At 58.9% G+C, this 12,534-nt stretch carries 15 protein-coding genes; 10 read left to right on the top strand and 5 right to left on the bottom strand.

The window, feature by feature from the left end:
* Nucleotides 1-9 precede the first annotated feature (9 nt).
* Nucleotides 10-666 (bottom strand): alpha/beta hydrolase, encoded by a 657-nt coding sequence (locus tag M0746_RS20715; RefSeq protein WP_093104534.1) that lies wholly within the window; start codon nt 664-666, stop codon nt 10-12.
* Between the two features lie 468 nt (nt 667-1,134).
* On the opposite strand from M0746_RS20715, the gene M0746_RS20710 reads away from it, so the two are divergent.
* From M0746_RS20710 to M0746_RS20695, 4 genes are all read left to right on the top strand, one after another.
* Complete coding sequence (locus M0746_RS20710; protein WP_016771583.1) at nt 1,135-2,166, top strand: amino acid ABC transporter substrate-binding protein; 1,032 nt, start codon at nt 1,135-1,137, stop codon at nt 2,164-2,166.
* A 66-nt stretch (nt 2,167-2,232) separates the two neighbouring features.
* On the top strand, nt 2,233-3,414 hold the full coding sequence (locus M0746_RS20705; protein WP_208938644.1) for an amino acid ABC transporter permease: 1,182 nt from the start codon (nt 2,233-2,235) through the stop codon (nt 3,412-3,414).
* Nucleotides 3,415-3,424: 10 nt separating this feature from the next.
* A complete protein-coding gene (locus M0746_RS20700) occupies nt 3,425-4,519 on the top strand; it encodes an amino acid ABC transporter permease (RefSeq protein ID WP_258450436.1) in 1,095 nt (364 codons plus the stop codon).
* Between the two features lie 13 nt (nt 4,520-4,532).
* On the top strand, nt 4,533-5,297 hold the full coding sequence (locus M0746_RS20695) for an amino acid ABC transporter ATP-binding protein (RefSeq protein ID WP_124319255.1): 765 nt from the start codon (nt 4,533-4,535) through the stop codon (nt 5,295-5,297).
* Nucleotides 5,298-5,349: 52 nt separating this feature from the next.
* On the opposite strand, the gene M0746_RS20690 is transcribed toward M0746_RS20695, so the two are convergent.
* Both M0746_RS20690 and M0746_RS20685 read right to left on the bottom strand, forming a co-directional pair.
* Entirely contained in the window at nt 5,350-5,832 is a 483-nt protein-coding gene (locus M0746_RS20690; RefSeq protein ID WP_258450435.1) for a type II toxin-antitoxin system MqsA family antitoxin, read from the bottom strand.
* Entirely contained in the window at nt 5,829-6,140 is a 312-nt protein-coding gene (locus M0746_RS20685) for a type II toxin-antitoxin system MqsR family toxin (RefSeq protein WP_203420838.1), read from the bottom strand. The genes M0746_RS20690 and M0746_RS20685 overlap by 4 nt, the downstream gene beginning before the upstream one ends.
* A 166-nt stretch (nt 6,141-6,306) precedes the next feature.
* Between M0746_RS20685 and M0746_RS20680 the strand changes: the two genes are divergently transcribed.
* From M0746_RS20680 to M0746_RS20660, 5 genes are all read left to right on the top strand, one after another.
* Complete coding sequence (locus M0746_RS20680) at nt 6,307-6,966, top strand: FadR/GntR family transcriptional regulator (protein ID WP_258450434.1); 660 nt, start codon at nt 6,307-6,309, stop codon at nt 6,964-6,966.
* The gene (locus M0746_RS20675; protein WP_258450433.1) at nt 6,956-8,260 is read left to right on the top strand and encodes a CynX/NimT family MFS transporter; all 1,305 of its coding nucleotides are present in this window, start codon (nt 6,956-6,958) and stop codon (nt 8,258-8,260) included. Before M0746_RS20680 ends, M0746_RS20675 begins: the two co-directional genes overlap by 11 nt.
* A gap of 204 nt (nt 8,261-8,464) precedes the next feature.
* On the top strand, nt 8,465-8,935 hold the full coding sequence (locus tag M0746_RS20670) for a nuclear transport factor 2 family protein (protein WP_258450432.1): 471 nt from the start codon (nt 8,465-8,467) through the stop codon (nt 8,933-8,935).
* A gap of 40 nt (nt 8,936-8,975) precedes the next feature.
* Complete coding sequence (locus tag M0746_RS20665; protein ID WP_258450431.1) at nt 8,976-9,278, top strand: GIY-YIG nuclease family protein; 303 nt, start codon at nt 8,976-8,978, stop codon at nt 9,276-9,278.
* Nucleotides 9,279-9,362: 84 nt separating this feature from the next.
* Nucleotides 9,363-10,298, top strand: coding sequence for a glutathione S-transferase family protein (locus tag M0746_RS20660; RefSeq protein ID WP_258450430.1), 936 nt, complete (start codon nt 9,363-9,365; stop codon nt 10,296-10,298).
* 116 nt (nt 10,299-10,414) lie between these two features.
* On the opposite strand, the gene M0746_RS20655 is transcribed toward M0746_RS20660, so the two are convergent.
* Nucleotides 10,415-10,765: a glutaredoxin family protein gene (locus M0746_RS20655; RefSeq protein WP_160038408.1), complete on the bottom strand. Its 351-nt coding sequence runs from the start codon at nt 10,763-10,765 to the stop codon at nt 10,415-10,417.
* Nucleotides 10,765-11,769, bottom strand: a complete 1,005-nt coding sequence (gene yejK / locus M0746_RS20650; protein WP_093104504.1) for a nucleoid-associated protein YejK — start codon at nt 11,767-11,769, stop codon at nt 10,765-10,767. Before yejK ends, M0746_RS20655 begins: the two co-directional genes overlap by 1 nt.
* 395 nt (nt 11,770-12,164) lie before the next feature.
* On the opposite strand from yejK, the gene M0746_RS20645 reads away from it, so the two are divergent.
* Nucleotides 12,165-12,446 (top strand): HU family DNA-binding protein, encoded by a 282-nt coding sequence (locus tag M0746_RS20645; protein WP_003221909.1) that lies wholly within the window; start codon nt 12,165-12,167, stop codon nt 12,444-12,446.
* The last annotated feature ends 88 nt before the right edge of the window (nt 12,447-12,534 follow it).

The raw sequence follows: 12,534 nt of genomic DNA, 5'->3' as shown, positions 1-12,534 counted from the left end.
AGCCGACGCTTAGCGCAGGCGTTCGCTCAACCAGACGCCGATGTCGCGAATTTCTTCGGGTAACACTTCGTGCTCCATTGGGTATTCCTGCCATGTCACGGTGACACCATGCTTCAGCAAATGCTCGTACGCGCTGCGGCCCATCGAGTTCTGTACCACGCCATCGAACTGGCCGTGCAGGCACAGCGCCGGAATCCGTTGTTGGCTGGCGGATAACTCTAGTTCATCGCTGAACGTCGGCGCGTAGGTCGACAGCGCCAGAACCCCACCCAAGGGTCCCTGCCATTTCACAAAAGCGGTGTGCAGCACCACGGCGCCGCCTTGGGAAAAGCCTGCAAGAAAGATCCGCGAGGCGTCTATTCCGCTGGCGCGCTCGGTTTCGATCAATTCAATGATGCGATCTGCCGACGCTTCCAGCTGGTCACGGTCAATCGCCCGGGCCGGGCTCATGGCCTTGATGTCGTACCAGCTGGGCATGGCATATCCGCCATTTATCGTCACAGGAAGGGTCGGCGCCTGGGGTAGCACAAAACGGGTGCTCAGCAGGCTTTCCTGCAGCGCCTCGGCCACTGGCAGGAAGTCGTAGCGGTCGGCGCCGAGGCCGTGCAGCCAGATTACGCAGGCGTCTGCGGGCTTAACAGGCTGAAGAATCAAGGGCTCGGTCATGGCTGCTCCAAAAATGTGCGGGCGCTCTCATTGAGTGCGTGATTGAAGTGCGCGCCCGGTTGATCCGTTAAGAAGATGTCGCAAGGTTACAAGTTTAGCTATTGACGTGTCGCGCAATCGCTTCGGCAAGCGGTGTGGTACGGCGTTTGCTATGGAGCTTTGCGTACGAAGCATCCGTTGCGCGGCGGTAACACTATCAGTGTCAGTCGCGCGATGGGATAGCAACGAATCCGGTGATGGATGTTCGCCAATGGCCGCTACGGGCTTAGCGAACGTGAAAGGGCTACAGCCCGTTCGGCCGATTGGTGAGAAGTGAGTGGTCCATGATGTGGATTTTCTCCTACTAGACTCATAGCGAAGGTCTTACGTCGGTTGACCCCAAAAAAAGCCAACACGGGTCAACAACGCCTCAAAAGGGTGCGACTGGACTCAAGCTCCGACACAACAAGAGCAAAACTGGAGGTTTGAATGAAGATGTTGAAATCCACTCTGGCGGTCGTGACTGCTGCAGCAGTACTCGGTGTCAGCGGGTTCGCTCAGGCGGGTGCAACCCTGGATGCGGTACAAAAGAAAGGTTTCGTGCAGTGTGGCGTGAGCGACGGTCTGCCAGGCTTCTCGGTACCGGATGCAACCGGCAAGATCCTCGGCATCGACGCTGACGTCTGCCGCGCTGTGGCCGCCGCCGTTTTCGGTGACGCGAACAAGGTCAAGTTCAGTCAGTTGAACGCCAAGGAGCGCTTCACCGCGCTGCAATCGGGCGAGATCGACATCCTGTCGCGCAACACCACCATGACCAGCTCTCGCGATGCGGGGATGGGCCTGAAATTCCCGGGCTTCATTACCTACTACGACGGCATCGGCTTCCTGGTTAACAACAAGCTGGGCGTTAAGAGTGCCAAAGAGCTGGACGGCGCGACCATCTGCATCCAGGCCGGTACCACCACCGAGCTGAACGTTTCCGACTACTTCCGCGGCAACGGTCTGAAATACACCCCGATCACTTTCGACACCTCCGATGAAAGCGCCAAGTCGCTGGAATCCGGTCGTTGCGACGTGCTGACCTCCGACAAGTCGCAGCTGTTCGCCCAGCGCAGCAAGCTGGCCTCGCCGAAGGACTACGTGGTTCTGCCGGAAACCATTTCCAAAGAACCTCTGGGCCCGGTCGTGCGTAACGGCGACGACGAGTGGCTGGCCATCGTCCGTTGGGTCGGCTACGCGCTGCTCAACGCTGAAGAAGCCGGCATCACTTCGAAGAACGTCGAAGCAGAAGCCAAGTCGACCAAGAACCCGGACGTGGCCCGTATGCTCGGTGCTGACGGCGAGTACGGCAAAGACTTGAAACTGCCGAAGGACTGGGTAGTACAGATCGTCAAACAAGTCGGCAACTACGGCGAAATCTTCGAGAAAAACCTCGGCAAGAGCACTCCGCTGGAAATCGACCGCGGCTTGAACGCCCTGTGGAACAACGGCGGCATTCAGTACGCACCACCAGTGCGCTAATGGTTCTATCACCCGGCGGGCCAACCGCCGGGTGATGTTCTTGTTCCATTTCTTGCGGGGCACTTCATGCAAAATTCTATCGGCGCACCAAAGCAGAGGTTCAGCCTCAGCGATCCACGAGTGCGTGCGTGGCTATTCCAGATCATCACCGTTGTGGCGGTGGTCTCGCTTGGCTGGTACCTGTTCGACAACACGCAAACCAACCTTCAGCACCGGGGCATTACGTCCGGTTTCGGCTTTCTGGAGCGCAGTGCCGGGTTCGGCATCGCTCAACACCTGATCGACTACACCGAAGCGGACAGCTATGCCCGCGTCTTTGTCATCGGTCTTCTCAACACCTTGCTGGTGACCGTGATCGGTGTCGTTCTGGCGACGATTCTCGGGTTCATCATCGGCGTGGCACGGCTGTCGCAGAACTGGATCATCGCCAAACTGGCGACGGTGTATGTGGAAGTGTTCCGCAACATTCCACCGCTGCTGCAAATCCTGTTCTGGTACTTCGCGGTGTTCCTGACCATGCCGGGGCCGCGCAACAGCCACAACTTCGGCGACACCTTCTTCGTCAGCAGCCGTGGCCTGAACATGCCGGCCGCACTGGCTGCCGATGGCTTCTGGGCCTTCGTGATCAGCATCGTGGTGGCGATTGTCGGCATCGTGCTGATGACCCGCTGGGCCAACAAGCGCTTCGAAGACACCGGTGTGCCATTCCACAAGTTCTGGGCCGGCCTGGCGATCCTGCTGGTGATTCCGACCTTGTGCGCACTGATCTTCGGCGCACCGCTGCATTGGGAAATGCCTGAGCTCAAGGGCTTCAACTTTGTCGGCGGCTGGGTGTTGATCCCGGAACTGCTGGCGTTGACCCTGGCCCTGACCGTGTATACCGCAGCGTTTATTGCGGAAATCGTGCGGTCCGGGATCAAGTCGGTCAGCCATGGCCAGACTGAAGCGGCGCGTTCGCTCGGCCTGCGCAACGGCCCGACCCTGCGCAAGGTGATCATTCCGCAAGCGCTGCGCGTGATCATTCCGCCGCTGACCAGCCAATACCTGAACCTGGCGAAAAACTCTTCGCTGGCGGCCGGTATCGGTTACCCGGAAATGGTTTCGCTGTTCGCTGGCACCGTGCTCAACCAGACCGGGCAGGCCATCGAAGTGATTGCCATCACCATGAGCGTGTACCTGGCGATCAGTATCAGCATTTCCCTGCTGATGAACTGGTACAACAAGCGCATTGCGCTGATCGAGCGGTAAGGAAAAGCGCATGAGTACTCATACTTTCAAACCCGACATGCCTCCACCGAACAGCAGCATCGGCGTGGTGGCGTGGATGCGCGCGAACATGTTCTCCAGCTGGCTCAACACCCTGCTGACGCTGTTTGCGTTCTACCTGATTTACCTGGTCGTGCCGCCGATCCTCAGCTGGGCCATCATCGATGCCAACTGGGTCGGCACTACTCGCGCCGACTGCACCAAGGACGGCGCCTGCTGGGTGTTCATTCAGCAGCGTTTCGGTCAGTTCATGTACGGCTATTACCCGCCTGAACTGCGCTGGCGCGTTGACCTGACCGTGTGGCTCGCGGTCATCGGCGCCGCCCCATTGTTCATCTCGCGTATGCCGCGTAAAGCGATCTACGGGCTGAGCTTTCTGGTGCTGTATCCGATCATTGCCTTCACCTTGCTGCACGGCGGTTTTGGTCTGAGCAATGTGGCGACCAGCCAGTGGGGCGGCCTGATGTTGACTCTGGTCATCGCCACTGTCGGTATCGCTGGTGCGTTGCCGCTGGGGATTGTGCTGGCGCTGGGCCGTCGTTCGAACATGCCGGCGATTCGTGTGGTCTGCGTGACCTTCATCGAATTCTGGCGCGGCGTGCCGTTGATCACTGTGCTGTTCATGTCCTCGGTGATGCTGCCGCTGTTCCTGCCTGAAGGCATGAACTTCGACAAGCTGCTGCGGGCACTGATCGGCGTGATCCTGTTCCAGTCGGCCTATGTGGCCGAAGTGGTGCGCGGTGGTCTGCAAGCAATTCCTAAAGGCCAATACGAAGCCGCAGCGGCAATGGGCCTCGGTTACTGGCGCTCGATGGGCCTGGTGATTTTGCCGCAAGCCCTGAAGCTGGTAATTCCCGGCATCGTCAACACGTTCATTGCGTTGTTCAAGGACACCAGCCTGGTGATCATCATCGGCCTCTTCGACCTGCTCAACAGCGTCAAGCAAGCCGCTGCCGATCCGAAATGGCTGGGCATGGCCACCGAAGGCTACGTGTTCGCCGCCCTGGTGTTCTGGATTTTCTGTTTTGGTATGTCGCGCTATTCCATGCATCTGGAACGCAAGCTCGACACTGGCCACAAGCGTTAGGAGTTCTCTGTAAATGAGCGAAGCAATCAAAAAGCCTGTGGGCCCTGAAGGCATCATCCAGATGCAGGGCGTCAACAAGTGGTACGGCCAGTTCCACGTATTGAAAGACATCAACCTCAACGTCAAGCAGGGCGAGCGTATCGTCCTGTGCGGGCCGTCGGGCTCGGGCAAATCGACGACGATTCGTTGCCTCAACCGCCTGGAAGAACACCAGCAGGGCCGCATCGTTGTCGATGGCGTGGAACTGACCAATGACCTCAAGCAGATCGAAGCGATCCGCCGCGAAGTCGGCATGGTGTTCCAGCACTTCAACCTGTTCCCGCACCTGACCATTCTGCAGAACTGCACCCTGGCGCCAATGTGGGTACGCAAGATGCCCAAGCGCAAGGCCGAGGAAATCGCCATGCATTATCTGGAGCGCGTACGCATTCCGGAGCAGGCGCACAAGTACCCGGGACAACTGTCCGGTGGTCAGCAACAACGTGTGGCGATCGCCCGCGCGTTGTGCATGAAACCGAAAATCATGCTGTTCGATGAACCGACTTCAGCGCTCGATCCAGAGATGGTGAAGGAAGTGCTCGACACCATGATCGGCCTCGCGGAAGACGGCATGACCATGCTCTGCGTGACTCACGAAATGGGCTTCGCCCGCACCGTGGCGAACCGCGTGATCTTCATGGACAAGGGCGAGATCGTTGAGCAGGCGGCGCCGAACGACTTCTTTGATAATCCGCAGAATGAGCGGACGAAGTTGTTCCTGAGTCAGATTCTGCATTGATGGTTGTTGCGTAAAACCAACCCGGCCATGTGCCGGGTTTGTTTTTTGGGGGTCAGGAGACGGAAAGGAATTCGTGTTCTTTATGGACGATGTGTTCGAAACCTCTTAAATCTGCACCTTCGCCGAGAGTCTTTACATCGGTTAGCAAGTACGGGTAGCGATCCAATAAACGCATCAACAGTATGAGTGCCTTGGGCGGCAATATTTCGCCGCGTTCGTAGCGAGAGAATGCGTTATGCCCGCCCCCGGATAGTATTTGCACCGTCTCTTTTTGCGTCAGATGTAATTTGCGGCGAATTCTTCTCATCTCGTTGCCGACCATTTTCCTGCTGGCGATAACGAGTTCATCGCATGCATCTGAATAACGTTGCCCGCACAATTCATCGAGCTCGATTTCTCCGCACTTCTGACATTCCCATCCCGACAGGTTGTCAATCCGGCGCTCCATCCCTTTGACGCTCACGGTTTCGCCTCGGCCGTCGAAATGCACCATGCCTTCAGCGGCACCGCAACTGAAACACTGTTGCGTACTCATGAGTTGTTCTCCTTGAAAGAGATCACAGGTGGGCGCTTGTCGTAGTGATATGACACCTTTATGTAAATCTCCAGACCATGTGAATTGATGTGATAGACATCCTGCCAAATACGGTGGTTGTCATAGGTCGTCATCGACTTGTAGAGCATGCTGCGCTGCAGCCTGAAAACCACTTCCTGCATGTCTGCGAGCGTCAGCTCCAGCTCAGATCCGCTTCTTCTGGCAGTGTGCGTGAACGCCCTCCAGCCTAGCCTCCTGACATCCGCCTTGATCACCGCCAAGTCGTAATGGGGTGTGTTCTTTTCCATAAGAAGCCAAAAACCCTGTCCCTGAAATTACCCTTAAAGGGTAATTTTGACCAATCGAAAATGCCGCTCCATGTGTCTCGATTGACCCTAGGTGGTTGCCGTCCTACATGGGTCTGACTAACATGTCGGAAAATTCATCCTATGATTGGATGAAAGGACGAGACCTATGTCAGACATTTCTCCACTCATCAAACGGTCGCTGGTCGATCAGGCGCTGGATCAGTTACGCCAGCGCATCAACAGCGGCGCATGGCAGGTCGGCGAGCGCTTGCCGACCGAGCCTGAGCTGTGCGCCGAGCTGGGCATCAGCCGCAACACGGTGCGCGAGGCCATGCGTGTGCTGGCGTTTTCCGGGCTGATCGAAATCCGTCAGGGCGACGGCAGTTATTTGCGCGCAGTGGTCGATCCGCTCGACACGCTGAAGGCGCTGTCGCGGTGTTCGCTGGATCAGGCGCGGGAAACCCGGCACATCCTCGAAGTCGAGGCGATCGGCCTGGCGGCGCTGCGTCGCACCGACGAGGATCTGGCGGCACTGCGCGAGGCGCTCGGCACCAGCGGCAGCCATTACCACGGTGACCTCGACACCTACATCGCCTGCGATCTGGTGTTTCACCGGCGTCTGGTCGACGCCGCGCACAATCCGACCCTCAGCGAGCTGTATCGCTATTTCTCCAGCATCGTCGGCGCGCAATTGCGCCAGACCCTGAACATCGTCCCGCGCCGTCAGGAAGTGTTCGATCTGCACATCGACTTGCTCGATGCGGTCGAACAACGCGACCCGGAGCGGGCCAAAGCCTTGTCGAGGCAGTTGATCAATGAACCCTGAAACCGAGAAAACCATGTCCCGCAGCGAGATAGCCACAGCGAACAAACGCACGCCAGAACTGGAAGAGTTGCTGATCGATGCCGAGGCCGACGACGAGCAAGTGCAGCAAAGCCATCCGCTGGTGAAGCGTCCGTGGCTGTTGCTGCTTGGGTTGATTCTGGTAGCGCTTAACCTGCGCCCGGCACTGTCGAGCATGGCGCCGCTGCTCAGCGAGGTCTCCAGAAGCCTTGGATTGTCGGCGGCGCAGGCGGGTTTGCTGACGACGTTGCCGGTGCTGTGCCTGGGCTTGTTCGCGCCGCTTGCGCCGATTCTGGCGCGGCGTTTCGGTGCTGAGCGGGTGGTGCTGGGGATTCTGCTGACGCTGGCTGGCGGGATTATCCTGCGCAGCAATTTTGGTGAGATTGGCCTGTTCGCCGGCAGCGTCCTCGGTGGCGCGAGCATTGGCATTGTCGGCGTTCTGCTGCCCGGCATCGTCAAGCGCGACTTTGCCAAGCACGCCGGAACCATGACCGGCGTCTACACCATGGCCCTGTGTCTGGGCGCGGCGATGGCGGCGGGTTCGACCGTGCCGTTGAGTGAGCACTTCGGCAACAGCTGGGCGATGGGGCTGGGTTTCTGGGTGATCCCGGCGCTGCTGGCCGCGGTGTTCTGGCTGCCGCAAGTCGGCTCGAAACATGGCGCGCATAACGTCGCTTATCGGGTGCGCGGGCTGTTGCGTGATCCGCTGGCCTGGCAAGTGACGTTGTATATGGGCCTGCAATCGTCGCTGGCCTACATCGTATTCGGTTGGTTGCCGTCGATCCTTATCGGTCGCGGGCTGACGCCAACCCAGGCCGGTCTGGTGCTGTCCGGCTCAGTAATCATTCAACTGGCCAGCTCGCTGGCCGCGCCATGGCTGGCGACGCGCGGCAAGGATCAGCGTCTGGCCATCGTCGTAGTGATGGCGCTGACCCTTGGCGGTCTGTTCGGTTGCCTGTATGCACCAATCGAAGGTCTGTGGGGCTGGGCGATCCTGCTCGGCCTGGGGCAGGGCGGCACATTCAGCCTGGCGCTGACGCTGATTGTGCTGCGCTCGCGCGATTCCCATGTCGCGGCGAACCTGTCGAGCATGTCTCAGGGCTTCGGTTATACGTTGGCCTCGATGGGGCCGTTCGCGGTCGGCGTGGTGCATGACTGGACGGGTGGCTGGAGTGCCGTGGGCTGGATTTTCGGCATCATTGGTACCGGAGCGATCATTGCCGGCCTCGGTGCCGGGCGTGCGCTGTATGTGCAGGTGCAAAGCGAAAGGATCTGACGCGATTCAAACTGTAGGAGTGAGCCTGCTCGCGATAGCGGTGGTTCAGTCAGCGCAACGTTGACTGGAAGGACGCTATCGCGAGCAGGCTCACTCCTACAGGTTTTGCGTGCTGCAGGTATTCGGTGTGCGAATGCCGATAGTGTTTCCGCGCTCGGCGGATTATCGTGCTGGCAATCTGTACCTCTTTCTTTGGAGATTGTCTTGAGCGAAGCCCACAGCGCCCTGATCACCCGTTTCTACCAGGCCTTCCAGCGCCTCGACGCCGAAGCCATGGCCGCCTGCTACACCGATGACGTGGTCTTCAGCGATCCGGCCTTCGGCGAATTGCGCGGTCGCGATGCCGGCGATATGTGGCGCATGCTCACCACCCGCGCCAAGGATTTCTCGCTGACCTTCGACAACGTCCGCGCCGACGAGCGTACGGGTGGCGCGCACTGGGTCGCCACCTACCTGTTCAGCCAGACCGGCAATATCGTGATCAACGATATCCGGGCTCGTTTCGTCTTTCGCGACGGCAAGATCTGCGAGCACCATGATCATTTCGACCTGTGGCGCTGGTCGCGTCAGGCCCTCGGTTTCAAAGGCCGTCTGCTCGGCTGGACGCCGCTGGTGCGCAACGCCGTACGCGCTCAGGCGCGCAAGGGACTGAAGGCATTTCAGGCCGGACGCTGATAAAATCGCCGCCTGTTTTCCTACACGCCTTGATCCCGAAGTGACCAGCCTTAGCGAAAATTCTGTCGTTGTTGCCGAGCCGGTGAGCAAATCCTGGTTCGTCTACCTCGTTCGCGCCGCCAATGGCTCGTTGTATTGCGGGATCAGCGATGATCCCGTGCGCCGTTTTGCCAAGCACCAAAGCGGCAAGGGCGCGCGGTTCTTTCTTTCCAGCCCGGCGATGGCGCTGGTCTATACCGAACGGTGTCGCGACAAAAGCGATGCGTTGCGCCAGGAGCGGCTGATCAAAAAGCTGCGCAAGAGCGCCAAGGAATGCCTGGTCGCGTCTTATCAATCTGACTGATAGGTTCCCATCAGGCGGATCTGTAGGCTGCTAATCAAATGCGCGTTAAGCTGCGGGCTCATTATCTGAGCGGCGGAGCCGAGCATGTCCGAGTTGATTCTCCATCATTACCCGACCTCTCCATTTGCCGAGAAGGCCCGCCTGCTGCTGGGTTTCAAAGGTTTGTCGTGGCGCTCGGTGCACATTTCGCCGGTGATGCCGAAACCGGATCTGACGGCGCTGACCGGTGGCTACCGCAAGACCCCGGTGCTGCAGATTGGTGCTGACATCTATTGCGACACTTCGCTGATTGCGCGTCGTCTGGAGCAAGAGAAGGCTTTGCCGGCGTTCTTCCCCGAGGGCCAGGAATTCACAGCCGCCAGTTTTGCCACATGGGCCGATTCGGTGGTGTTTCAACATGCGGTGAGTCTGGTGTTCCAGCCGGAGTCGGTGGCGGTGCGTTTCGCCAAGTTGCCGCCGGAAGCGATCAAGGCGTTTATTGCCGACCGCGCGGGTCTGTTCAGTGGTGGCAGCGCCACGCGTTTGTCTGCAGAACAGGCCAAGCATCAATGGCCGACGATCATGGCGCGTCTGGAGCAGCAGTTGCAGCGCGAGCAGGGCGACTTCCTGTTCGGCGAACCATCGATTGCCGACTTCGCCATGGCGCATCCGCTGTGGTTCCTCAAGGCCACTCACGTGACCGCACCGCTAGTCGATGAGTATCCGGCTGTCGTCGCGTGGCTGGGGCGCGTGCTGGGCTTTGGTCATGGCGCGGCGAGCGAGATGTCCTCCGCCGAGGCGTTGGAAGTTGCGCGTAACGCCACACCGGCGGCATTGCCGGATGAACAGTTCGTTGATCCGAATGGCTTTACGGCCGGGCAGCAAGTGGCGATTGCAGCCATCGACTATGGCGTCGATCCGGTGGTCGGCGAGTTGCTGTTTGCCGGTCGCGAGGAATTGATCATCCGCCGCGAAGACGAGCGCGGCGGCCTGGTGCATGTGCACTTCCCGCGCTTCGGTTTCCGCATCGAAGCACGCTGATCTCTCAAGTCCGATGCAAAACCCTGTAGGAGCGAGCCTGCTCGCGATAGCGGTGTGTCAGTCAGCGGATTCATCAACTGACACACCGCTATCGCGAGCAGGCTCACGCCTACAGGTTATTTCAGGGCGGCGAGAATTTCGTCCGGGTCAAACCCGCGAATCAACGTGCCGTTCACATCGATCAGCGGAATCCCGCGTCCACCCAATGCCTCGTACGCCTTGCGCGCCTCGGCATCCTTCTCGATATCAAATTCCTTGAACGGGATGCCCTTGCTGTCGAGGAAGCGTTTGGTCTGCTTGCAGTAGCCGCACCAGTCGGTGGCGTAGAGCACGACGTTGGCCTGCGCGCGCGTTTGCTCGGCAACCATCTGCGAGGGATTGAACACCCGCTCGATCTTGCCCCAGTTCTGATAGACCACGACCACCAGCAGAACCAGCGCCACCTTCTTCAGCACTTTGCCGAGCATCAGTTGCGCCGCTTCAACTGATCGGTAAGCGATGTCGGCAGACCTTTGATGATCAGGGTGCCGTTCTCTTCGTCGTATTCAATCTTCGAGCCCAGCAGGTGTGCTTCGAAGCTGATCGACAAGCCTTCGGCACGGCCGGTGAAACGGCGGAATTGATTGAGGGTGCGCTTGTCCGCCGGAATCTCTGGCGACAGGCCGTAGTCCTTGTTGCGGATGTGATCGTAGAAGGCTTTCGGGCGTTCTTCATCGATCAGCTCCGACAGCTCTTCCAGACCCATCGGTTCGCCGAGTTTGGCCTGGCTGCTGGCGTAATCGACCAGGGTCTTGGTTTTCTCGCGGGCGGAGTCTTCCGGCAGGTCTTCGCTCTCGACGAAGTCACTGAACGCCTTGAGCAGCGTGCGGGTTTCGCCCGGGCCGTCGACGCCTTCCTGACAGCCGATGAAGTCGCGGAAATATTCCGAGACCTTCTTGCCGTTCTTGCCCTTGATGAACGAGATGTACTGCTTGGACTGCTTGTTGTTCTGCCACTCCGAGACGTTGATCCGCGCCGCCAGGTGCAACTGGCCGAGGTCGAGGTGGCGCGACGGGGTCACGTCCAGCTCGTCGGTCACCGCCACGCCTTCGCTGTGGTGCAGCAGGGCGATCGCCAGGTAATCGGTCATGCCTTGCTGATAGTGGGCGAACAGCACGTGGCCGCCGACCGACAGGTTGGATTCTTCCATCAGTTTTTGCAGATGCTCGACCGCGACCTTGCTGAAGGCGGTGAAGTCCTTGCCGCCGTCCATGTACTCCTTCAACCAGCCGCTGAAGGGGAACGCGCCGGACTCCGGATGGAACAGACCCCAGGCTTTGCCCTGTTTGGCGTTATAGCTTTCGTTGAGGTCGGCGAGCATGTTTTCGATGGCTGCGGACTCGGCCAGTTCGGTGTCACGGGCGTGCAGAACTGCGGGCGTGCCGTCGGGTTTTTTGTCGATCAGGTGGACGATGCAATGACGGATCGGCATGGGCTTCTCGGCTGTTGGAAGGGAGGAGGGCAGGCTCCCCCGAAAAAGCGCCCAGTGTACCGCAACCACTGGTTTTGGCGCGGGTTGCAGGGCAAAACCGGGGCGCGTGCCCGGCCTTATGCGGTTTTTTAGCGGTTTAGAGCAATAAAGCTGACCAAATGGGTAGCTAGAGGCGGATATTTCCTTGTCGCTGTGCTAGTTTTGCCCGGTCTTACGCGAAGTCACTGCGTTAAGCGTGCATTCAGCATTTGTCAGGTCGAACCAAACCCTGATTTCGGCATCTATAACCCGACTCGTCGTGGTTATCGCCGAGGGTGCCAGATCCAGAAGATCGGGCTCGATGGCTGACACTGCACTCTGCAATCCATATGAATTTGATAGGGAAGGAACACTACATGGCTCTTACTAAAGACCAACTGATCGCCGACATTGCTGAAGCTATCGACGCGCCGAAAACCACCGCGCGTAACGCTCTGGACCAACTGGGCCAAATCGTTGCCGATCAGCTGGAAAATGGCGGCGAAATCACCTTGCCAGGTATCGGCAAGCTGAAAGTGACCGAGCGTCCTGCCCGCACCGGCCGTAACCCATCGACTGGCGCTGCCATCGAAATCCCTGCCAAGAAAGTGATCAAGCTGGTTGTGGCCAAAGGCCTGACCGACGCTGTGAACAAGTAAGACGCAGCGATAAAAAAACCGTGCTCCGGAGCGATCCGGGCACGGTTTTTTTGTGTCTGTGATTTGATGCTGCGCTGAGCAGCATTGT

The sequence above is a fragment of the Pseudomonas sp. S11P7 genome (assembly GCF_023195435.1).
In the GTDB taxonomy this organism is placed as follows: Bacteria; Pseudomonadota; Gammaproteobacteria; order Pseudomonadales; family Pseudomonadaceae; genus Aquipseudomonas; species Aquipseudomonas fluorescens_G.
Note: the sequence above shows the minus strand (reverse complement) of the source record. Positions and strands in the feature narration are given on the sequence as shown.